Origin of the sequence: Nonomuraea monospora, assembly GCF_039531895.1 — a bacterium.
Lineage (GTDB): Bacteria > Actinomycetota > Actinomycetes > Streptosporangiales > Streptosporangiaceae > Nonomuraea > Nonomuraea monospora.
The window spans coordinates 19133-40217 of the sequence record NZ_BAAAQX010000057.1 but is presented as its reverse complement, the minus strand read 5'-3'; the positions used below and the strand labels follow the sequence as shown (position 1 = coordinate 40217).

Here is a 21085-nt window from a genome sequence, read left to right as displayed (position 1 = left end):
GATGCTGGATCGGCCGGGCACGTGAAGGCTTTTTGACGTTGTTGCTGGGTCCCTGATCAGCGCTTTTGCTGGGAGACACGGCATAATTCCTCTCCTCGCGCCGGCGCGGGTCGTTGTTGACGACCCGCGAATACTGGATCAGGCAGACATTTCGCGATCGGACCCTGATTGGCCGGTCAGACCCCGGAAACGCGGACCAGGCACTGAACTGCGGCCGTCGTTGAGAAGGGGGCGCACCGGTTCCAGACCGCCATGCTTGATATCGCTCGAAACGTCGGTGGTATGAGCCATCATGGTCGGCGCACTCACGCCCCCCTACGGCCGGAGACGCCATGACCAGTGAACAGCCACGATCCGGGCTCCCCGTCGAATTCCTCTGCGCGATCGCCGCTGAGGCGAGTCCGGGTTCCCCGCCGATTCGCATGGCGACGGAGCGGACGCGGGCGTTGCCGGAAGGGCGAGCCCGCGACGCCCTCCTGCTGATACTGCTCCTCGGGGCACATAAGTCCTCGGCCCCGGAGTGGATGCTCAAGGCCGCGATTGAGAGCGATATCCGGACGGAAGGCCAGGCGCACGAGAGCCCTTCGATGCGTCTGGCCACCGCGGCGCTCTCGAACCCCTCCTGCTCCGACGCGTTGCGCGAGGAGGCATTGCGGCTCTGCTCATCGCCGCAACTCGCGGTCCTCGGTCGGAAACGCTGCGGCGAGCTGCTGGCTCAGGCCATGGGGACGGAGCTGAGGCGGCGCGAACCGCACGGTCGGCCGATGACGCCGGAGCTCCTGGAGGAGCCCAGCGCCTCACAGGTGATCCTGCGTGAGCCAGACCTGCACGACACCGTCTTCTCCGCCGCCCTCGACCTCCTTCCACAGTTCCCACCCGGGCCACGCCGCACCGAGTCAGAGACGACCGAGGACTTCTTGAAGCGGCACCAGCAGCACATGGCGGCTTGGGAAGCTTGGGAGACCATGTGGGGGCGCGTGGTGGAACTGCACACTGATCGTCATCGGCAGCTGGTCGAATGGGCGCAAGGCAGCCGCGCCTTCGGCGTCATCCGTGATCACCTTCTCGGCGCCGTTCCGTGGGATGTCGAACCGTCCTTGCTGGAAGAGATCGCCGCAAGAGACCTGGCCGAGTTCGAGGCCAGGCGACTGATCACACGCCTGTGCCGGATGCTGCGGGATGGCTTGTCCGAGCTAGAAGCGCGCTCTCTCCTCGCGGACGAACTCGACGCGCTGGACCCCGACGGCCGCCGGTACGTCGAACGATTCTTCGGCGACTCCCGCAGTGCCCGTGAGCGCGGCCTTCGCGCGGCCGTGTACTGGATGGAGGCCACGGTGGACGGCTCCTGGCGACACATTCTCAACCCTGCCGACGGCAAGACGCGCTATGGCGAGTCGCACGCCTGGCGGGCGCCACAAGAGCTCCTTGTCGTACTCGGCCAACGCTTCGCGGTCGCAGCAGCCAACGCTCTGGACCTTTGGGAGCCCGACCCGGACCCGGACCACCTGAGCCCAAGTCCGCAGGACGTGCGCTGGATTCACGCCCTGCTGCTGCATCTTCCGGACGTGACAGATGAGGTGAAGGACAAGGCGCGCGCGGTGGTTCAGCATTTTCGAGAAGCGGCCCTTCCCCCATGGGCGCGTGGCGGGTACAAGGCGCAGGAAGACCACCGGCAATTGGCCGAGCTCTGCGCCTCCATCGAGCGAATGCTGGACGATCCCGCCGCCGCGACTCGGAGCTCGGCGCTCGGAGACCCCGCGCACGTGACCGTACGGGAGTTGGCCGGCGCCTCCGATGAAGCCCTGCGTGACTATCTGGCCCGGCATGCCGGGGACGACGATCTCGTTGAGAAGACCCTGCTGTCCTTCGCCTCACACAGCCACCGGCCTGCGTTCGCCTTTCCAGAGGTCTTGGCGTTTCACTCCGCCCCAGAGACGGCGTTGATCCGGATGACAACGGACCTCCGTAAACGTCTTGGCGGCGGTCCCGCTCTCAGGGAAGCGTGGACTCGTCTCGTGCTCGCGCTGCCGGACTGCCCACCGCACCTCGTCCGCGCTCTTCCCGCTTGGACCGCCCTCACTGTCGGCGGCCCCGAGACTGTCGTCTCCGTCGTGCTGACAACGCTGGGCAACGACGACGAAGCCTGGAACCGCTTCGCCACCAGCCCGGCCTCCTACACGGGAGCAACCGCCTGGCTGCGGCTCGGGGACGTTCTCGATGCCGCTGCGACCAGCGCCTTGTGGCCGGATCCGCCCAGCTCCACCTGACGAGCCTGGACCCTTGGATCAGCCCGATCAGCGTAAATCCTCAAGGAGCAGGTGCAGAACCGCTTCTTCGTGCACCGGGCGTCTCATCGCCTCGGGCGCGAATCTCCCGGTAGCACCTGCTTGATCGAAGTCGGCACGTACGTGGACGGCGCGGCCCGCGGAAGCGAGCCCGCCACACCCGTCCGTGCCGAAGCGGCTCAGGTCCGTGGCATCGCCACCCCCTTGATCCGGCTGGCGGGCAGTACGGCCGTCACCACCGCGAGAACACCGCACAGCCCGATCACCCCCGCCACCGGTTGCCACGGCACGTCCACCGCCACGGGCCCGGACAGTTGCGCCAAGGCGGCGTACAGTCCGAGCAGGCCGAGGCCGGTGGCGACGGCGGCCAGGATCACGCCCACCGCCACCACCAGCAACGCTTCGGCCATGACGTACCTCAGGACCTGGGGCTTGGCCGCGCCGAGCATGCGCAGGGCGGCGTGTTCGCCCGCACGGTCGGGGGCCGCCATCAGCAGCGTGTTGATCAGGGCGATCACGGTGTAGCTCAGCATGATGCCGAGCACCACCAGCAGGCCGAGGCGGCTGGCGGAGGTGCGGCGGTCGAGGGTGGTGGCGGTCCAGGCGGCTTTGGTGATGGTGTGGGCGTTGTGGCCGTCGGTGGCTCGTTGCAGTGCCTGCTGGACGTCGGTGGTGGAGGTGCCGGGGTGCAGTTTGACGTATGCGATTGACGGTGGGGTGGACAGGGCGTGTGCCGGGGTGATGTAGGAGTCCGTGGTTGAGCGGGGGGCGAGCAGTGCGATGACCGTCAGGGTGGCTGGGCTGCCGTCGGCTCGCCACAACGTCACGCGTTGTCCCAGGGACAGCTCCCAGGTGGGGGAGACGGCGATCGTGTCGTCTCGCAGGTCGGCGAGTGAGCCGGCGGTGACGGGTACGGACAGGGCGGTGGTGAGTGCGGCCGGGTTGACGGCTTCTGCGGGTCGTTCGATGAGTTGCGAGCCTTCGCCTTCGAGGGTGTAGAGGCTGGTGGAGGTGGCGGTGGTGACGTCGGCGCCGGGGACGGTACGGAGGCGTTCGACGAGTTGCCGGTCGAGGCCGGACGCGCCCGTGGGCAGCACCAGGTAGTCGGCGCGGACCGGAGCGGTTTGCATCGCCGACTTCGTGGCGTCCGTCATCGCCATGGCGCCGAGCAGGGTGGCGGCCAGAGCCACGGTGACCAGGACCGGGGCGGCGACGGCGGCGGTGCGCCGTGCCGACGCGCCCGCCCAGCCCGCGACCACGAGCGCGCCCGCACCGCGCAGGCGGCCGAGCGGGGCGGCCAGCAGCGCCGTGACCGGACGGACGAAGACCGGGGCCAGCAGTCCGACGGCGGCGATGAGCAGCATGACGATGGGCATGAACGTCTTGTTGTTGGTGGCGCCGTCCGGGTCGCTGACGGCGTTGACGGTCATGCTGATGAGCGCGGTGGCCAGCAGGCCGCCTCCGGCGATCCAGCGTCCGGTCGTCATGGCCTTCGGTTCGACCGCCGCCGCGCGCAGTGCCTCCGCCGGACGTACCCGGGCGGCGCGCCAGGCGGCGACGGCCACGCCGAGTACGGCGACCAGTACGCCGGTGGCGAAGGCCACGTAGGACGGGATGCTTGAGGTGGAGGGTGTGAGCCAGGTGGGGGCCATGCCGAGTGAGGTCAGCCAGGTCATGATCGGCTGGGCGCCGAGGGGGCCGAGCAGCGCGCCCAGTGCGGAGGCGGCGAGGGCGATCAGGAGTGCCTCGCCGTAGACCATGCGGCTGACCTGGCCGGTGGTCGCGCCGATGGTGCGGAGCAGGGCGAACTCGCGCTGCCGTTGGCCGACTGCGAAGGCGAATGTGGACGACACCACGAATATGGCGATAAATCCGGCGAAACCGGCGGCGATGCCGACGATCGTGTTGGTGTTGTTGCGTGCCTGGTCGTCTGATTCGCGGGTCGGGTCGAGGAGCGCCCGGTCCTGGCCGGTCAGGACCAAGACCTGGCTGGACACCGCAGGCATCCCCGGCTGAGCCAAATCGGGCGAGGCGGCCGTACCGGGTGTGGCGGCGGTGTTGGGTGTGGCCGCCGTACCGGACGCGACCGCCGTACTGGGCGAGGCGGCCGTACCAGATGTGGCCGCCGCGCCGAGCGCGGCGCGTACCTCCGCGACAGGACGCCAGACGGCGAGCGCGTCGATCCGCGGCGACAACCGCGCGGCCCGCTCATCGCTGAAGAACACCGTGGATTGGGCGGGCACCGAAGCGGCCACCCCCACCACCCGGTACACCTGAACCCCCGCCGCGGTCACCACCCGAACCCGCTGCCCCACCCGCGCCCCGCCGGTGACGACGATCTCGTCATCCCGGGCAGGCGCCCGGCCCTCCGACAGCCGCTGCGGCGCCGTACGGGCAGCCGACCAGGGACGCCCGACGGCGGCAGGCCCCCCGTCGAGCCGCGCGGGAAAGATCCGGTCCACGACGGCTCCAGGCAGAAGCTCCACCAGCGAAGGAGCCAGCCCTCGCGGCTCGGCCAGCGGCGCGTCACTGACCGCGCCGTACGGACTCCGGACGGTCAGCCGCTCATCGGGCGCCACCACGACGGGCGCGGCGGCGTACCGTTGCGGCGCCCGGTCGGGCGAGGAGACGCTGGAGGCCAGCACCTGTCCGAGCGCGGCCATGAGGGCCGCGCCCAGCATCAGGGCGACGAACGTGCCGGCGAACGACAACGACCGCGTCCGCAGGGTGGACCAGGCGATCCTCAGCACGACGCCTCCAGCTGCAGCATCCTCGTCGCGACCTGCCCGGCGCTCGGGTCGTGCAGCTCCCCGTACACCCGGCCGTCGGCGAGGAACACCACGCGGTCGGCGTAGGAGGCGGCCACGGGGTCGTGGGTGACCATGATGATTGTCTGGGCCTGCCGGTCGACGAGGTCCCGCAGCAGGCGCAGCACGTCGCGGCTGGTGCCGGTGTCCAGGGCGCCGGTGGGCTCGTCGGCGAACAGCACGGCCGGCCGGGTGATCAGGGCGCGGGCGATGGCGACGCGCTGCTGCTGTCCGCCGGACATCTCGGCGGGCCGGTGGTTCATGCGTTCGGCGAGGCCCACGGAGGCCAGGCTCCGGCGTACCTGCTGGGTGTCGGGACGGCGGCCGGCCAGCCGCAGCGGCAGGGCGACGTTCTGGGCGGCGGTGAGCGACGGCAGCAGGTTAAAGGACTGGAAGACGAAGCCGATCCGGTCGCGCCGCAGCAGCGTCAGCTTCCTGTCGCCGAGCGTGGCCAGGTCCCGCCCGTCCACGACCACCCGGCCGGTGCTCGGCCGGTCGAGCCCGGCGGCGCACTGCAGCAGCGTGGACTTGCCCGACCCCGAGGGGCCCATCACAGCTGTGAACGTGCCGGCGCCGAAACCGATCGACACGTCGTCGAGCGCCGTCACGCCGTGGGCGTAGTGCTTGGTGACCGAGGTCAGGTCGACCGCTCGCGTGGGATTCATGGACGACGACGCTAGGGACGCCGATGACCGGGCGGTACCGGACAAGCGACTAGGATTCGTCCCGTGCTTCGGGGGCGGGAGTCTGATCAGCAGGCCGTTGACGTGCTGCTCGACCAGGCGCGGGCCGGGCGTTCCGGCGTCCTGGTGCTCAGGGGCGAGCCGGGGATCGGCAAGACCGCGCTCCTGTCCTACGCCGCGGAACGCGCGCCCGACATGACGGTGCTGCGCGGCCTGGGCATCGAGACCGAGGCCGACCTCCCGTACGCGTCCCTGCACCTGCTCCTGCGCGGCCGGCTCGACCGCCTGGACGCGCTGCCAGAACCCCAGGCGGTGGCGCTGGCGAGCGCGCTGGGCCTGTCGCCCGCCAGGACGGACGACCGGTTCCACGTCGGCGTGGCCGTCCTGTCGCTGCTGGCGGAGCTGGCCGAGGACCGGCCGCTGCTGTGCCTGGTCGACGACGCCCACTGGCTCGACCAGGCTTCGGCGCGCGCGTTGCGCTTCGCCGCGCACCGCCTGCACGCGGAGGGGGTCGCGGTCGTGTTCGGCGCGCGCGACGGCTTCGACCCGGCGGGCCTGCCGGAGCGGCGGCTGACCGGCCTGGACGACCGGAGCGCCGCCCAGGTCCTGGACGACGTCGCGCCCGAACTCAGCGGACCGGCGCGCAGGAGGATCCTCCGGGAGAGCGCGGGCAACCCGCTCGCCCTGCGGGAGCTGCCGCGCACGTCCGCGCTGCCCGCCGACGACCACAGCCCGTTGCCGCTGCCCGAACGGCTGCGCCTGGCCTACGCCGACCGCATCGGCGCGCTGCCGCCGCCCGCCAGGACCGCGCTGCTGGTCACCGCCCTGGTGGACGACGGCGACCTCGACGTCATCACGAACGCCTGCGCCCGGCTCGGCATCGAGCCCGCGGCTCTCGGCGCGGCGGAACTGGCCGGCCTGATCAGGATCGCCGGACGGCACGCGGCGTTCGCCCATCCCCTCATGCGCGCCGCGGCCTTCCAGCTCAGCACGTACGATCTGCGCCTGGAAGCGCACGCGGTCCTGGCCGGTCTGCTGGCCGGCGACCCGGACCGGCGGGCCTGGCACCTGGCCTCAGCCGCGACCGGCCCTGACGAGACCGCCGCGCGAGCGCTGGAGGAGACGGCCCGCCGGGCCAGGGAGCGCTGCGCGAACGTCAGCGCCTGCGCCGCGTTCGAGCGGGCGGCCGAGCTGAGCGAGGACCCCGAGCTGAAGGGACGGCGGCTGCTGGCCGCCGCGGTGGACGCCACCGAGGAGGGCCAGCTGCGCCGGGCGCAGCGACTCCTCGACGCCGCCACCGGCCTCGTCCCGGACGCGCCGGCCCGCGCCACGCTCCCCACGCTGCGCGCCAGGATCGCCTTCGGCCAGGGCGCGCCCCGCCTGGCACACGACCTGCTCCTCGAAGGCGCCGCCGACGTGGCCGCCGACGACCGGGCCGCCGCGGGGCTGATGCTGGTCGAGGCGGCACGCAACGCGCAACGACTCGGCGACGCCGACGCCATCGTGGCGGCGGCCACCCGCCTCCGCGAGCTGGACCTGCGCCCGCACGACGACCTGGACCTCGCCAGACAGGCCGCCCTCAGCACGGCGCTGCTGCTGACCGACGGCCCCGCCGCCGCGCTGCCGGTCATGCGGGAGCTGGTGGCGGGCGGCAGCCGGATCACCCCGGACATGCACGCGCGCCGCATCAACGCCGCCTACTTCGCGCTCCAGACCGGCGACTTCCCGACCGCGTGGGAGATCGCCCGCGCCGCCGCCGCCGAATGCCGCACCGCGGGCGAGATCAGCAAGCTCGCCGTGCTGCACATCACGCTGGCCACCAGCGAGATCTTCCTCGGCAGGTTCACGGACGCCACCGCCACCGCGAGCGAGGGGCTGCGGCTGACCGCCGGGACGGGGCGTCCGAACCGGGCCGGCTGCATGCAGGGCATGCTCGCCTGGATCGCCGCCGCACGGGGCGACTCGGCGCGATGCGCCGAGCTGGCCGCCGCCTCGCTGGAGCGCTACGACGCCAACGGCATCGTCAACGGCCTGGCCTGGACGCGGTGGGCCCAGGCCCTGCTCGACGTGGGGCAGGGCCGGTTCGCCGAGGCCCTGGACCGGCTCGACGCCGCCATGGCCGGGCCCGTGCGCCACCAGTTCCAGGCCGTGCACTTCGCCCCCGACCAGATCGAAGCCGCGTCCCGCCTCGGCCTGCCCGCCGACGAGCCGCTGCGCCGCTACGAGGCCTGGGCGCAGGCCTCCGGCCTGTCGTGGGCGCGAGCCGTCCTGCACCGTTGCCGCGCCCAGCTCGAACCCGACAGCGAGCGGGCTGACGAGCTGTTCCGCGCCGCCGTACGCCTGCACGCGGGCGGCGGCCGTCCCTGGGAGTCGGCGCGCACCGCGCTGGTCTACGGCGAGCGGCTGCGCAGGGAGCGCAGCAAGCAGGCCGCCCGCGTGCAGCTCCGCGCGGCACTCGAGACCTTCGAGCGGCTCGGCGCCCGGCCGTGGGCCGAACGCGCCCGCGGCGAACTGCGCGCCGCCGGCGACACCAGCCTCGCCTCTACCGACACCGGCGCCCTGCCGGCGCTGTCACCGCAGGAGTTGCAGATCGTGCGGCTGGCGGCGGCGGGGCGGACGAACAAGGAGATCGGGGCTCAGCTCTTCCTCAGCCCCAAGACCGTCAGCTACCACCTCTACCGGGCCTTTCCCAAGCTCAATGTGACGAGCAGGGCTCAGCTCGCCGGGCTCGACCTGGCGTGATGGGGGTCCCGATCTGCGGCGTGGGCAAGGGCGGGCACGACTCGGTCGTGGAGTGCGATCTTCTGATTCAGCCTGTGTAGTGGTAAAAGTTCGAGGCTATTCTCTTCGCCAGCCATCCGGCGACGAATCCCAGGATGACACCGGAAGCCATCTTCGTCACCTCGGTATTTTCTCTGCGAGGTCTATCTGGGATTGGTGAGGGAATGTCCGGCGTAGAATGATAGGCCTTCTGCAGGATCTCGTTGAATCGGCGCTCCTTCCGGCTCTTCGCCGCCCCCAGGCGGTGCGTTCGAGCCTCGATCCAGAACTGCCTTCCGGGAACGGTGGTGAATAGTTCTGTGCTCGCGAGCGCGTACAGAATGTGATCAGGCAGGTCGTCGATTTCGTAGCGCATCTCCCAGAACGAGACCAGCAGGTTGAGGTAGAGGTGCTGTCGCAGCTCGTCCTGTGAGCGCGTGCGGTCCAGAGCTCCCCAGCAAGCCAGATAGGTCGGGTCGTCCATGGCCATTTCCATGAGTTGCGCATGATAGCCCCGGGCGGCTTCCTGGCGGGCGGCGCGAGCCTCCCTGCTCTGAAGGATGAGCGAGGTTGTGACACCTATAAGCGCAAATGCGGAAAGTATGGCGGAAGTCGCTCCGTAAGTTTGTCCAATTTGGCTTAGTTTGTTCCAGTCTGCGTCTCTGGCGAGGTCGAGTCGTGTCAGCAGGACGGGAGACAGGAGAGTGAGCACGCTCCCTCCGGCCGTCACTGCCACCAGGGTGAGCAGGAGAAACGTGCGTGAGAGCCGGCGGCCTCGTGCCGGTCGTCTTGGACGTTGCACGCTCACACAGTGTCACATCGGACGGTCTTAGCCTAGTTGTGATGACGATGGGGTTTGGTTTGCCTCTTGTGGATGGTGGGGAGAACTTCTGAGAGATCGTATGGGCGAGTGAGGGTTGTGTCGTAGCCTGAGCTCAACATTGGGTTGGCTCCTCACATAGCAGCTTGATGGCCCTGTACGACAACTCCGCATCGGTGATCCGACGTGAACACGTCCGCCCTGCTCGGCATCTGAGTGCAGGTCGTTGACGGGATAATGCGGCAGATGGCAACAAGGTTCCTGATTCCGGCAAGTAGGGTCAAAATGCGCTCGTGCGCGCCTGTCGGGCATCCGGCCTCTGAGAAATCTGGACGAAGAAAATGGCAGTAAGTGAAGTGAGCTGGCGGCGTAGTACCATATGCACCTCTAACTCATCGTGCGTGGAGGTTTGTCTGCGCAATGGGAGAGTCGTGGTCCGCTCGACTCTCTCGGCCCAGCCGGAGCTGGAGTTCACTCCCGACGAATGGAATATATTCATCACAGACATCAAGTGCGGCGTATACGCCGGTCTGATTTGATGTTACGGCGGGGCCGGTCCGCTACTGGTGGGCCGGTCCCGCCGATGCATGTCAAGGGAACGCGTTGGCTGGGGCTGCCCTCAGCACGTGCATAAACCGGGTGCCGACCTCCACCTGGAATTGCATCGCAATCGCTACCTCGAACGGGCGCGCGCCAGTCCATCGGGTGCGGCACCATTCTGGAGCGCGCGGCTCATGGAAGACGGGGCCGCGCGGGTTAGGGTTTCAAGGGTGGACATCACGATCGCAGAGGAACTGCTCCTTCTCTCCCACGACGAGGAGACCGGCAGGCCGAACATCAGTGAGGCCGCCGTGGACGTGACCCTGACAGCCGCCGTACTCGCCGAGCTGACGCTCGCCGGCCGCTTCCGCTACGCCGAGGGCCACCTGGAGGTCCTCGACCTGACGCCCACCGGTGACGACGAGTTCGACAAGGTGCTGCGCGACATCGCGGGGTCCAAGCCGCGTGAGGTCAGGTGGTGGCTCGACCGGCTGACCAATCCGACGCGACGCTGGAACCTGCTGAAGCGGCTGGCCGAGCGCGGGGTGCTCAGCGAGGAGCACGGCAGGGTTCTCGGGCTGTTCCGTACTACGAAATATCCGGAACGTGACCCGGGGGTGGAGCGGGAGGTTCGTCGGCGGGTACGTGACGTCCTCGACGGGGCCGAGCCTGATGAGCGGATGGGCGTGCTGGTCGCGTTGGTGGGTGCGTGCGGGCTGGGCGAGAAGTTGTTCCCTGACGCCCGGCGTGAGCGGATCGCGGAGATCACCGAGGGACAGTGGGCCGGTCCGGCGGTCAGTGAGGCCATCGTGCAGGTCATGCATGCCATCCGGACGGCGGTGCGGGTCAGCACCGGCATGGCGATGGGCAACATCATCGCGGCGAGCGACAGCTAGCAGGCCGGGGCGTCCAGCAAGCCAGGGCGTCAAAGCAAGCCAGGGCGTCAAAGCGGGTCAGGGGGTCGCAGCGGGTCAGGGCGTCTGGTGGGTCAGGACGTCGGCGTACAGCTCAAGTTGGTGGCGCATGATCCGGCGGTTCAGCGTGCCGATGCGGTCCGCGTGTTCCTGCGTGACGCACGAGATCAGGTGCACCAGCGCGACGTGATCCTCGCGGGGAACGATGGCCAGGTCCGGCCAGAGCTCACGGCCGCCGATCGGCGCGGCGGCCACCGCCTCGCGCAGTGCCCGGTCGATCTCCCGCGCGTCCGCCTGCCAGCCTGACGGGACGACCAGCAGGCCGCTCTCCACGAGGGCGGCGTACCAGGCCCGCAGGTCGGTCTCCAGGGCCGTGCGCGCGTCGGCCACCCGGCGGGTGTCCTTGAGCGCCCGGTACGCGGCCCGCGCCGCCCGCCCGTCGGGGAACCTGGCCACCTCCCACCCGTGCCGGGCGGTCACCCGGCTCTGCCTGGTGGACGGGTCGACCAGCTCGATCACGGTGGGGTCGGCGGCGGTGCGGCATCGTACGCCCGCGTCGGTCAGGCGCAGCCACAGGTCCCAGTCCTCCAGCCCGTTCTCGCTCGTGCGCCAGCCGCCCACCGATTCCGCCAGCCCCGCGACGTGCGCGACCTGGGAGGGCTGGAAGATCGCGTTCATGACCTGGAGCTCGGGGTGCCAGCAGAGGGTCAGCGGGGGAGTCACGTGCAGCACGTCGCCGGCGGCGTTCACCCGCGTCGCCCCGGTGGCGGCGAACTGCTCGCCCTCCAGCGCCCGCGCCAGGACCGCCAGGTGCTCAGGCGCCCACCGGTCGTCGTGGTCGAGGTAGGCGACGTACGCGCCGCGGGCCTCGGCGAGACCGATGTTGCGCGGCCCGGAGGGGTGTCCGTGGCGGTGGGTCCTGATGAGCCTGACCCGGTCGTCCGCGCGGGCGAACCCGGCGACGACCTCGTCGGTGTCGTCGTCGCTCGCGTCGGAGACGACCAGCAGCTCCCAGTCACGCAGCGACTGCGCCAGGACCGACTCGATGGTGGCCGCGATCGCCGGCCCCCGGTTGTAGGTGGGGCAGACGACCGTGAACCTCACGACTCCACCCGCGCGGGCCGCGCCTGGGGCAGCGGCGTGAACACCAGGGACCTGAGGTCGACCAGGACGTGCACCACGATCGGCGCGATCAGGCTGCCGGTACGCAGGTAGAGCCCGGTGAACGCGATCCCGGCCAGCAGCGACAGCAGCGCTCCCGACAGGCCCTGGTAGAGGTGCCCGAGCATGAACACCGCCACCGCCACGGCCGCCGCGGCCAGCGGGCTGAGGCCGAGCGCCACCCCCAGGGCGATGAACAGCCCCCGGTAGATCAGCTCCTCACAGATGCCCGCGGACACCGCGACCCCGCCGGCCAGCCACCGCTGCCCGGGCGTGCGCGGCAGCAGGGCGGAGTAGGCGTCGGACCCCGGCACCTTCCCGCCGTTGTTGACCAGCCAGCGCATGAAGAGCACCAGCGGCACCATCGCGACGGGCAGCGCCACCGCGATGCCGTAGGTGAGGCTGGGGTCGTCGGGCGGCCTGAGGCCGACGTCCGCCAGATCCAGGGACGGCGACAGCCCCACCACCAGGAGGGCGACGGCGGCCAGCGCCCACAGCTCCACGATGCTCAGGGCGAGCCCGCGCGAGAGCGGGGTGAGGCCCTTCTCCAGCTTTTCGTAGGAACGGCGGCCGAGCAGCGGCGCGACGACGGCGAGATAGCTGATCAGGCCGACGGCGAGCACCCATGACCAGACGACTGTGGACGGCATCAGGTTTCCTGACCTCCCTGCGGGCCTCGGCCCGGGAAGTACGGCTGGCGCCGGACGATGCAGGAGCCGGGCACCAGCCGTACATCGAACATGTTAGACGTCTGCTGCTGTCAGCCTCGTTCACGCGGCGGGCGGGCCATAGTCGCCGTCGTCACGCGTCCCGTGTGACATCTGTCATGTCTCTCCGTGACTCCCGGCTTTACCAGCGGAAATCGGCCCGGGGAAGCGACCGGGGAAGCGGCGGGGAAGAGGCCGCGGAGTAAGAAAAGAACGCGGTCACGACGTGAAAAACGACGGGGAGCAAAAGTGGCCAAGTATTCGGTGATGATTCCATTTGTTCCGCGGCGGCCGGAGCAGATCCTTCCTTACGCGGCACTGGTCGAGTGGACCGCCGCGCACGCGTTGTGGCAGGGGCAAGCCACCCTCATCGAGCCGCACCAGGGGTTCGTGTACGCGGCCGGCGCCGGTTTCCGGGTGCCGACCGGGCTCGGGGTGACGTTGATGCCGCTGCGCCACCCGTACGAGGCGGCGCTGCAGGTCCGCTCGCTCGCGCTGGCCACCGGCGAGCCGGTGGTCGCCGGCTTCGGCCCCGGGCCCATCTCCTTCCAGGAGAGCCTGCTGGGCGAGCGCTACCGGAGCCAGCTCGGCGCGATCCGCGAGTACGTCACCGCGGTCCGCGGGCTGCTGGACGGCGGCGTGGTGGACGTGCACGGGGAGTACGTCCAGTGCAAGGCGATGCTTCCGCCGGCCGTGTCGCCGCCCATCGAGATCGGCCTCGGCGTCCTCAGGACGAACATGGCCAGGCTCGCGGGCGAGGTGGCCGACGTCGCCATCACCTGGCTCACGCCGGTCGACTACCTCGCGGGGACCGTCATGCCGGCCCTGCGCGAGGGCGCGGAGAAGGCGGGACGCCCGGCGCCCCGGCTGGCGGCCATGGTGCCGCTGGCCATGACCAGGCCCGACCGCACGCCCACCGAGCAGGCCATGGCCAGCAACGCCCTGCACCTCCAGGCGCCCCACTACGTGGACATGCTGCGCAAGGCCGGGCTGGACGTCACGGGCAAGGACCCGGCCGCCGACGCCAAGGCCGCCGTGGCCGGCGGCGCGTTCCTCAGCGGGGACCTCGACGAGCTCGTCGCCGCGCTCAAGGAGTACGAGCGGGTCGGCGCCGACGAGATCATCCTCAACCTCACGGGGGTGTTCAACCTCCAGGGCCAGAAAGAAGCCATGAACGAGCTGAAGGCCCTGCTCGGGGCGCTGGTAGGCGGCACGTTCAACTGAGTGACCGTTCGACGGAAGGGACGGGGGAAGACGTTGGCCGGGACGAAGCGCCTGCTGATGCAGTGGGCGACGGGGCAGGCGGGAACCGCAGCGCCGCCCGAAGAGGTATCCGCGATTGTTCTGGAGAACTCCGACCATCTGACGACGGTCGTCGAGTCCGGCCTGGCCGGGCCCGACACCGTGATCTTCGTTCCTGACGGTCCAGGGGACGCTTCGGGGCCTGTCGTGGTGCCGTACGAGGGGTCGCTGAGCGAACCCGGGGCGGAGATGTCGCTGTCGGAATCGTTCTTCCTGCAGACGCAGGACTACGCGACCAGCGAGTACATGTCCGTGATCGGGCCCACCGCCATCCGGGTCTTCGGCGAGGACGACTTCGAGCTGTACGTGTCCGACGCCGACCGGGCCCTCGCCGAGGGGCACTTCGCCGAGTTCCTCATCCACCCGACGGTCCGCCTCGCCGACACCCCAGCCCTCGGCGCCGGCCCCGGCCCGGGCCCGCTCGCCGGACGCGACGGTGCTGCCAGGCGCGAAGGGCCTGCCGGGCGTGACGGTGCTGCCGGTCGTGACGGTGCTGCCGGGCGTGGCGAGGCTGGCGGTCGTGACGGTGCTGCCGGGCGTGGCGAGGCTGGCGGTCGTGACGGAGCTGGTCGCGACGGGGCTGGCGGGCGAGGCGAGGCCGCCCGTCCCGACCAGGCCGCTGACCCGGGCCAGGCTGCGGGCGCTGGGCATGACGGGCCGCGGCTGCGGTTGTACGCGGGCCCCGACGGCGAGCTGTCCACCTCCCCCACGGGCCTGCCCCTCGGCAAGGTAGGCGACGACCTGGCCACCCTGACCGCCGCCTGGCACCGCCTCAACGCGAAAACCGACCACCCGTGCGCCGTCTGCCTGGGCGCGGCAGTCCCCGAGGAGCGGCGCGCCGCGGAACTGGCCGCCCGCCCCTGGCTGGGCCGCTACCTCGCCGCCCTGGCCGCCGTCCGCGACCTGACCCTGCGCGGCGCCGCGGGCGTGCGGGTGTCCGGGTTCGGGGGAAGGCTGGCCACCGCTCTGGAGCCGCTCGCCGCGGCGGACCTGACGAGGCCGGACGTGCCGCTGCTGTTGTGGACGGACGACGCCGCCTACGTGCACCAGCCGTGGCCCGCCAGGACGTTCGAGGTGGAGCACCGCGCGGGCGAGCTGGCCGAGGCGCTGCTGGTGTGCGGCTCGATCGAGGCCGCCGCCGAGCACGCGGACCCGGCGGGCCTGCGTACCGTGACCGGCTACTTCGCAGGGGCGGGGGTGCGGCTGACATGACGCCGAGAACGGACCTGCCGCGCCAGGCCAGGGAGCTGGTGTCGGAGCTGGGCGAGCGCGCGGTCGTCTGCGACATGTACGACCTGACCGGCTCGGCCGTCTACCACGACGTCGCCGGCACCGACACCCACGAGGTCCGCGAGCTGATCAGCCTGGTCCGCCGCGTGCCGGGCCCGGTGCTCGACCTCGCGGCCGGCTCGGGCCGGTTGACGCTGCCGCTGCTCGCGCTGGGCAGGCAGGTGACCGCGGTGGACCTGTCGGAAGGCATGCTGGCCCTGCTGGCCGCCCGCCTGGAGGAGTCACCGGCGCGCCTGCGCGAGCGCTGCACGCTGGTCAAGGCCGACATGCGGACGTTCACCTCGCCGCACCGCTTCGCCGTGATCGTGCTCGGCACCTCGTCGATCTCCCTGCTCGACGCCGAGGGCCGGGCCGCGCTGTACGAGACGGTCCGCGAGCACCTGGCGCCCGGCGGCCGGTTCGTCCTATCCACGGTCGAGCTCGACGCCGTGGACGGCCACGAGGTCGAGGTGCCCTTCGTCGGCGTCAGCGGCACGTCGTACCGGTTCTTCGAGCGCTGGAACCCGGAGGCGGGCCGGCGCGTGGTGGCCATCTGCCCGGCCGAGCCGCAGGACGGCCCGGTCACCGTGGCCACCAGCACCGTCGCCGTGGTCCCCGCCGACCGGCTGGAGGCCGAGCTGGCCGAGGCGGGCCTGACCGTGCTCTCCCGGCACGCGCTGGGCGACGCCGGCGCCCGGCACCGCGACATCCTGATGGAAGCGAAGGCGGCGGACCCACCCCGATCGAGCGCAAACCGCCACGTAACAAGCGGGGACCGCCAGACGGAGCCGGGCACCGCGCCGCTGTGGCCCGCGCTGCTGACACCGGACCAGCAGGGACGCGACGAGCTCTGCGCGGTCTCCGCCAAGGGCGTGCGGATCCGCTTCGCCGACGGCCGCGAGCTGCTCTGCGGCACCAGCGGCCTGTGGAACACCAACCTCGGCTACGGCAACCCCGCGATCGCGGCGGCCGTCTCCAAGGCCCTGTCGGAGGCGTCCTACCTGAACGTCTTCCGCTACGAGAACGACCACGCGCGCCGCGCCGCGGCGGCGCTGATCGAGCTGTGCGGCGCCGACCACTACGCCAGGGTGGTGTTCTCGACCTCCGGCGGCGCGGCCAACGACCTGGCGATGAAGCTCGCCCGCCACTACCACGCGCTGCGCGGCGACGACCGGCGCAAGCTGGTGGTGGGGCTCAGCGGCGGCTACCACGGCATGACGTTCGGCGCCTTCGCGCTGAGCGGCGAGGACTTCGGGCAGCGGCTCTACGGCGTGGACCAGCGGCTGGTCCGGCACGTCAGGCCGAACGACGCCGGCGAGCTGGCCCGGCTGCTGGAGCGCCAGGGCGGCCAGGTGGCGGCGGTCGTCGTCGAGCCGGTGCTGGGCAGCGGGGCGGTCCCGCTGACCGGCGAGTACCTGGCCGAGCTGCTGCGGCTGCGCCGCGAGCACGGGTTCCTGCTGGTGGCCGACGAGGTGGCGACGGGCTTCGGCCGTACCGGGAGCTTCTTCGCCTCCCAGGGCTGGCCCGAGCAGCCGGACCTGCTGCTGGCCTCGAAGGGCCTGACCAACGGGGTGAGCGCCGCCGCCGTGGTGGTGGCGTCCCGGCCGGTGGCGGCGGCGTTCAGCGAGGCCGGCGCGGTGCTCGCGCACGCGGAGACGCAGGCGGGCACGCCGGTGACCTGCGCGGCGATCCTGGCCACGATCGGCGAGATGCGCCGCCTGGACGCGGTGGCGCTGGGCAGGCGGGTCTCGGTCCGGCTCGACGAGGAACTGGCGGCGCTGCGGCACCCGATGGTCGCCGGGACGTCCGGTGTGGGCTGCTTCCGCGCGATCAGGCTGCGCACCCCGGACGGCGCGGAGCTGCCGCAGGCCGAGGTGCCCGCCGTGGTCGCGGCGGTCCGTCGCGCAGGGGCCGTCGTGCACCCGGGCGTCAACGGCGTGCAGCTCGTGCCCGCGCTCACCTACACGGCCGCCGACGTGAGCGAGCTGTTCGGCTGCCTGCGCGCCGGCCTGTCGGCCTACAGCGGCCGGGAGGTCCCGGCATGACGCAGCAGGGCACGCAGTGCCTGACCCGTACCCTCTTCGGGGCGGACGGCCTGGCCCCGTGGCTGGCCGCGGGCTCCGGCAGGCGGGTCAGCCTGCTCGTCGATCCCGGCGTGCTGGACGGCGAGATCGTCTCCCGCGTCCGCCGCCAGATCGCCAAGGCCGGCCGCGAGGCGGAGCTGACCGTCCTGCCCGGCCCCGGCACCCTGGCCGGCGTCCTGGACCTGGCCGATCGGCTGCGGGGGATCGAGCTGGTCGTCGGCGTCGGCGGCGGCTCCCTGCTCGACCAGGCCAAGCTGCTCACCCTGCTGTACGAGCGCCCCGCCGCGCGAGCCAGGCTCTCGGTGCCGCAACGCAGCGGCATGACCGTGCTGCCGCAGGGCACCGAGCGCGCCGTGCGGCTCGTCGCGGTCCCCACCACGCTGGGCACCGGCGCCGAGCTCAGCACGGTGGCCTGCCTGGAGTACCCGCAGGGCAAGCGGCTGGTCTCCGGCGAGTGCCTGCGTCCCGACATCGCGGTGCTCGACCCGGTCGCCACCGACACCCTGCCGGCCGAGCTGATCTCCGAAGGTGTGCTGGAGGCGCTGTTCCGCCTGGTCAGCCTGTACGTGGGCGACCACGCCGACCTGCCCACCGAGGACGCGCTGGCCGAGGCGGTCGCCGTCCGGCTGGTCACGGCCGGGCACCAGGTGCGGCGGGCGCGCAGCGTCGGGCGGCCGGTGGACGGGGCGCTGCGGCTGGAGATCGCCAAGCTGAGCGGGCTCACCCACCAGGAGTGGATCCACCTGGGCCGCGCCGCGTTCGCCAACAAGGGCTGGCTGATCGCCAACGAGGTGTCGGGCGCGCTCAGTGTGCGCAAGATGCGCGCCGTCGCCGCCGTGCTGCCGCCGCTGTGGCGGGCCATCGCCGGCGGGGAGCGGCGGCTCGGCTCCGCCGGGCGGCTGGCCAGGCTCTGGTCGGTGCTGCGGGAGGTCGATCCCGCGGGGCTGCCTGGCGACCCGGCGGACGGGATCGCCGCGCTCATCGACTCGTGGCTGGTGGAGCGGCGGCTGAGCGCCGGCGAGGACGCGCTCGACGCCATCGCCGCGCGCATCGTGCGCGCCTGGGGCGCGGGGCTGCCGATGCTCGGCGGCCTGACCAAGGACGAGGTACGGCGGCTGCTGGCCGAGGTGATCCGCACACCGGATGCCGTGGCCGCCCTGCCCGGCGAGGACTCCCGCGGACGGACCGCGGGCTGACAGCTAGGAGAGGAGGTGTGGCGATGGACATGGCGGCGACCTCAAGCCTGACTCCCGCATTGGAGCTGGGCATGCAGGAGCTCGAGGCGATGGACGCCCCCGGATTCTGGTCCGGCTTCAAGCGAGGGGTCGTCTTCACTGTCGGGACACTCGTCTTCGCCAGCGCGATCGCCAGCGCTGCGGCGACCTGACATCGAGAGGAGAGGCACATGAACGAACTGGCGATTGCCCCGCTTGAGCTGGGCATGCAGGAGCTCGAGGCGATGGACGCCCCCGGATTCTGGTCCGGCTTCAAGCAGGGGCTCGTCATCACCCTCGGCACCCTTGCCTTCGCCAGCGCGGTCGCCAGCGCTGCGGCGGCGACCTGACACCCGTTTTCCCGAGAGGAGGAATGCACATGAACGAGTTGGCCAACGCCCCGCTCGAGCTGGGCATGCAGGAACTCGAAGCCATGGAGGCCCCCGGCTGGGGGACCTTCTGGGGAGTCGTCACCGGTGTCTCTGTGGTGAGCGCCGTGGGCACGGCGGTCTCGTACGGCGTGACCGCCGTGATGAGCAGCATCAGCGTCATCACCTGAGCACGCTGATCACCGGATGCGGCACGCGGTCTCGAGCTTGAGATGCAGGAGCCCGAGGCGGACGTAGCGGCATAGCACGAGGAAGGCGGTGGCGGCGGTCGCCCGCCGCCACCGCCCGCCACCGCAGGAAATTCCCGCTCGGTGAAGGAAAGGAATGAGCAACGTGTCCACGGTGTGGTTGATCATCGCGGCCGGCATCTGTGTCATCGCGTTCGCCCTGGTCGTGAACAGCAGCCTGGCGGGAATCGCGCAGCTCGTCGTGCTGACCGTGCTCGGTGTGGCGGCGCTGGTCTTCTTCGCGCTGCTGGTCATGAAGGCGGCCGGGCGGTGACGGTGAAGCTCGGCAGGAGGGAGCGGGAGGAGCTGGAGCCGGCGATTCCCGCGCGTCCCCGGCTGGCCGACGACGTACAGGTGCACGCGCCGGAGCACGAGGACGCCCCGTGGATCATCCAGCGCGGCCCCGGCCGCTACATCCGGGTGGGCGCGGACATGGCCAGGCTGGGCCGCGCGCTCGACGGCGACCGGGATCACGCCGAGCTGCTGGCCGACCTGGGGCCGAAGTGGACGCCGCAGGCGCTCGGCTACGCGCTGGGCGAGCTGCAGCGGATGAAGCTGCTGGACGACGGCAGCCGCGGCCGCAGCGCCGCCGCCCCCTGGGTGAAGTACGTGCCCCCGCTGACCCTGCAGATCACCCTGCTGCGCCCGGCCAGGCTGCTGGCCTGGTGCCGGCCGCTGCTGGCCGCGCTGGCCGGCCGCTCCTGGGCGGTCGCCGCGATGGTGATCGCGCTGGCCGGGCCGGTGAGCCTGGCGCTGAACGGCGGCGCGCTGGCGCGGGCGCTCGGCTCGCCGCTGCCGCTGAGCGTGTACGCGTGGGTGGCGGCCGGCTCGTACCTGGTCATGGTGTTGCACGAGCTGAGCCACGGCGCGGTGCTCAGCCACTACGGCGGGCGGCCGAGCCGGATGGGCGTCATGCTGCTCTACCTGCTGCCCGCGTTCTTCTGCGACGTCTCCGACGGCTGGCGGCTGGGGCACAAGGAGCGGCGGGTGCGGGTGGCGCTGGCCGGGGTGGCCACCCAGTTCGTGGTGGCGGGCGCGGCGGCCGTCGCGGCGCTGCCGACGGGTGAGGCGGCGTTGCTGATCTTCTCCGTCGTCACCTACACCAGCGGGCTGCTCAACCTGCTGCCGTTCGTCAAGCTCGACGGCTACCTGGCGCTGATGAGCCACCTCGACATCTCGGACCTGCGCAAACGGGCGATGACCGACGCCCGCCGGGTGGTCACGAGGCTGCTGTTCGGCGGCACCTACCCGGCCGAGCTGCCCGGGCTGCGGTGGGCGGTGCCGTACGGGCTGGCCTGCCTGGTCTTTCCCGTCTACCTCGTCGGGGTGCTGGCGCTGTCCCTCTGGGGCGAGCTGCTGCGCGGCCTCGGCCTGCTCGGCACGGTGGTCCTCGGGGTCGTCGTGCTGCTGCTGCTCGGCCGGCTGCTCGTCGGCTTCCTGCTGACCGTGCAGGAGGCCAGGACGGCGGGCGCGCCGGTGTGGCGGATCGGGGGCGTGATCGCGGCGCTGGCCTGCGGGCTCACCGCCGTGCTGATGACGGTGCAGGTGCCGTACGTGATCTCGGGCGGCTACCACTACCGGCAGGGGCAGCTCGAACTCGTGGTGCCGGGCGGCGACGCGGCGATCACGCGGGGGGCGCAGGTCCGGCTGCTGCGCAACGGCGTGGTCCTGCGCGAGCAGGTGGGGTCGGCCGTGGTCGCCTCCGCCACGGCGTCGAGCACGACCGCCCCGGTCTCGGCGCTGCTGCCGATCCGCGCGGAAGGCACCCTGCCGATGACCGTGTCCGCCTACCCGCTGACCGTGCGGGAGACACCGGGGGAGCGCAGCGGCGCGGCGCGGGTCGACGCCGGGTCCAGGCCACTCGGCGAGTGGCTCGCCGCGACGTACCTGCCGCTCAGCTGGTGACGGGGAGAGAGAAGAGCG

18 protein-coding genes are annotated in these 21085 nt (G+C 71.6%); 13 read left to right on the top strand and 5 right to left on the bottom strand.

Going from position 1 to position 21085, the window contains the following annotated elements:
• Positions 1-332: 332 nt before the first annotated feature.
• The gene (locus ABD331_RS56445) at positions 333-2267 is read left to right on the top strand and encodes a hypothetical protein (RefSeq protein WP_344495095.1); all 1935 of its coding nucleotides are present in this window, start codon (positions 333-335) and stop codon (positions 2265-2267) included.
• Positions 2268-2464: 197 nt separating this feature from the next.
• On the opposite strand, the gene ABD331_RS56440 is transcribed toward ABD331_RS56445, so the two are convergent.
• A complete protein-coding gene (locus ABD331_RS56440) occupies positions 2465-5035 on the bottom strand; it encodes an ABC transporter permease (RefSeq protein ID WP_344495093.1) in 2571 nt (856 codons plus the stop codon).
• A complete protein-coding gene (locus ABD331_RS56435) occupies positions 5029-5757 on the bottom strand; it encodes an ABC transporter ATP-binding protein (RefSeq protein WP_344495091.1) in 729 nt (242 codons plus the stop codon). The genes ABD331_RS56440 and ABD331_RS56435 overlap by 7 nt, the downstream gene beginning before the upstream one ends.
• A 63-nt stretch (positions 5758-5820) precedes the next feature.
• Between ABD331_RS56435 and ABD331_RS56430 the strand changes: the two genes are divergently transcribed.
• On the top strand, positions 5821-8517 hold the full coding sequence (locus ABD331_RS56430; RefSeq protein WP_344495089.1) for a helix-turn-helix transcriptional regulator: 2697 nt from the start codon (positions 5821-5823) through the stop codon (positions 8515-8517).
• A 67-nt stretch (positions 8518-8584) separates the two neighbouring features.
• Here ABD331_RS56430 and ABD331_RS56425 read toward each other — a convergent pair whose 3' ends face one another.
• On the bottom strand, positions 8585-9247 hold the full coding sequence (locus ABD331_RS56425) for a DUF6082 family protein (protein WP_344495087.1): 663 nt from the start codon (positions 9245-9247) through the stop codon (positions 8585-8587).
• A 449-nt stretch (positions 9248-9696) separates the two neighbouring features.
• Between ABD331_RS56425 and ABD331_RS61220 the strand changes: the two genes are divergently transcribed.
• Entirely contained in the window at positions 9697-9894 is a 198-nt protein-coding gene (locus ABD331_RS61220) for a DUF397 domain-containing protein (RefSeq protein ID WP_425566280.1), read from the top strand.
• A 231-nt stretch (positions 9895-10125) separates the two neighbouring features.
• Entirely contained in the window at positions 10126-10791 is a 666-nt protein-coding gene (locus tag ABD331_RS56420; RefSeq protein ID WP_344495085.1) for a GOLPH3/VPS74 family protein, read from the top strand.
• 75 nt (positions 10792-10866) lie between these two features.
• Here the strand turns inward: ABD331_RS56420 and ABD331_RS56415 are convergent, their stop codons facing one another.
• Complete coding sequence (locus tag ABD331_RS56415; RefSeq protein WP_344495083.1) at positions 10867-11913, bottom strand: glycosyltransferase family 2 protein; 1047 nt, start codon at positions 11911-11913, stop codon at positions 10867-10869.
• Positions 11910-12620 carry a CPBP family intramembrane glutamic endopeptidase gene (locus tag ABD331_RS56410; protein WP_344495081.1) on the bottom strand — a complete coding sequence of 237 codons (711 nt, stop codon included), beginning with the start codon at positions 12618-12620 and terminating at the stop codon, positions 11910-11912. The genes ABD331_RS56415 and ABD331_RS56410 overlap by 4 nt, the downstream gene beginning before the upstream one ends.
• 324 nt (positions 12621-12944) lie before the next feature.
• Between ABD331_RS56410 and ABD331_RS56405 the strand changes: the two genes are divergently transcribed.
• The 9 genes from ABD331_RS56405 (at position 12945) to mpaP (ending at position 21067) form a co-directional block, all read left to right on the top strand.
• Entirely contained in the window at positions 12945-13901 is a 957-nt protein-coding gene (locus ABD331_RS56405; protein ID WP_344495079.1) for an LLM class flavin-dependent oxidoreductase, read from the top strand.
• Positions 13902-15191: a daptide biosynthesis RiPP recognition protein gene (mpaB, locus tag ABD331_RS56400; RefSeq protein ID WP_344495077.1), complete on the top strand. Its 1290-nt coding sequence runs from the start codon at positions 13902-13904 to the stop codon at positions 15189-15191.
• Positions 15188-17293 (top strand): daptide-type RiPP biosynthesis aminotransferase, encoded by a 2106-nt coding sequence (mpaD, locus tag ABD331_RS56395; protein WP_344495075.1) that lies wholly within the window; start codon positions 15188-15190, stop codon positions 17291-17293. Before mpaB ends, mpaD begins: the two co-directional genes overlap by 4 nt.
• Positions 17290-18528: a daptide-type RiPP biosynthesis dehydogenase gene (gene mpaC / locus ABD331_RS56390; RefSeq protein ID WP_344495073.1), complete on the top strand. Its 1239-nt coding sequence runs from the start codon at positions 17290-17292 to the stop codon at positions 18526-18528. Before mpaD ends, mpaC begins: the two co-directional genes overlap by 4 nt.
• Before the next feature lie 23 nt (positions 18529-18551).
• Complete coding sequence (locus ABD331_RS56385; protein WP_344495122.1) at positions 18552-18719, top strand: daptide-type RiPP; 168 nt, start codon at positions 18552-18554, stop codon at positions 18717-18719.
• An 18-nt stretch (positions 18720-18737) separates the two neighbouring features.
• Positions 18738-18896 (top strand): daptide-type RiPP, encoded by a 159-nt coding sequence (locus ABD331_RS56380; RefSeq protein WP_187414847.1) that lies wholly within the window; start codon positions 18738-18740, stop codon positions 18894-18896.
• 29 nt (positions 18897-18925) lie between these two features.
• A complete protein-coding gene (locus ABD331_RS56375) occupies positions 18926-19105 on the top strand; it encodes a daptide-type RiPP (RefSeq protein ID WP_222871678.1) in 180 nt (59 codons plus the stop codon).
• Between the two features lie 154 nt (positions 19106-19259).
• Entirely contained in the window at positions 19260-19436 is a 177-nt protein-coding gene (locus ABD331_RS56370; protein ID WP_344495069.1) for a hypothetical protein, read from the top strand.
• On the top strand, positions 19433-21067 hold the full coding sequence (gene mpaP, locus ABD331_RS56365; RefSeq protein WP_344495067.1) for a daptide biosynthesis intramembrane metalloprotease: 1635 nt from the start codon (positions 19433-19435) through the stop codon (positions 21065-21067). The genes ABD331_RS56370 and mpaP overlap by 4 nt, the downstream gene beginning before the upstream one ends.
• The last annotated feature ends 18 nt before the right edge of the window (positions 21068-21085 follow it).

Bases quoted from the DNA above. Each gene is read 5' to 3' on its own strand.
- ABD331_RS56445 (WP_344495095.1), top strand. From the start codon at position 333: ATGACCAGTGAACAGCCACGATCCGGGCTCCCCGTCGAATTCCTCTGC.
- ABD331_RS56435 (WP_344495091.1), bottom strand. From the start codon at position 5,757: ATGAATCCCACGCGAGCGGTCGACCTGACCTCGGTCACCAAGCACTAC.
- ABD331_RS61220 (WP_425566280.1), top strand. From the start codon at position 9,697: ATGGCAGTAAGTGAAGTGAGCTGGCGGCGTAGTACCATATGCACCTCT.
- ABD331_RS56410 (WP_344495081.1), bottom strand. From the start codon at position 12,620: ATGCCGTCCACAGTCGTCTGGTCATGGGTGCTCGCCGTCGGCCTGATC.
- ABD331_RS56405 (WP_344495079.1), top strand. From the start codon at position 12,945: ATGATTCCATTTGTTCCGCGGCGGCCGGAGCAGATCCTTCCTTACGCG.
- mpaD (WP_344495075.1), top strand. From the start codon at position 15,188: ATGACGCCGAGAACGGACCTGCCGCGCCAGGCCAGGGAGCTGGTGTCG.
- mpaC (WP_344495073.1), top strand. From the start codon at position 17,290: ATGACGCAGCAGGGCACGCAGTGCCTGACCCGTACCCTCTTCGGGGCG.
- ABD331_RS56385 (WP_344495122.1), top strand. From the start codon at position 18,552: ATGGACATGGCGGCGACCTCAAGCCTGACTCCCGCATTGGAGCTGGGC.
- ABD331_RS56380 (WP_187414847.1), top strand. From the start codon at position 18,738: ATGAACGAACTGGCGATTGCCCCGCTTGAGCTGGGCATGCAGGAGCTC.
- ABD331_RS56375 (WP_222871678.1), top strand. From the start codon at position 18,926: ATGAACGAGTTGGCCAACGCCCCGCTCGAGCTGGGCATGCAGGAACTC.
- ABD331_RS56370 (WP_344495069.1), top strand. From the start codon at position 19,260: ATGAGCAACGTGTCCACGGTGTGGTTGATCATCGCGGCCGGCATCTGT.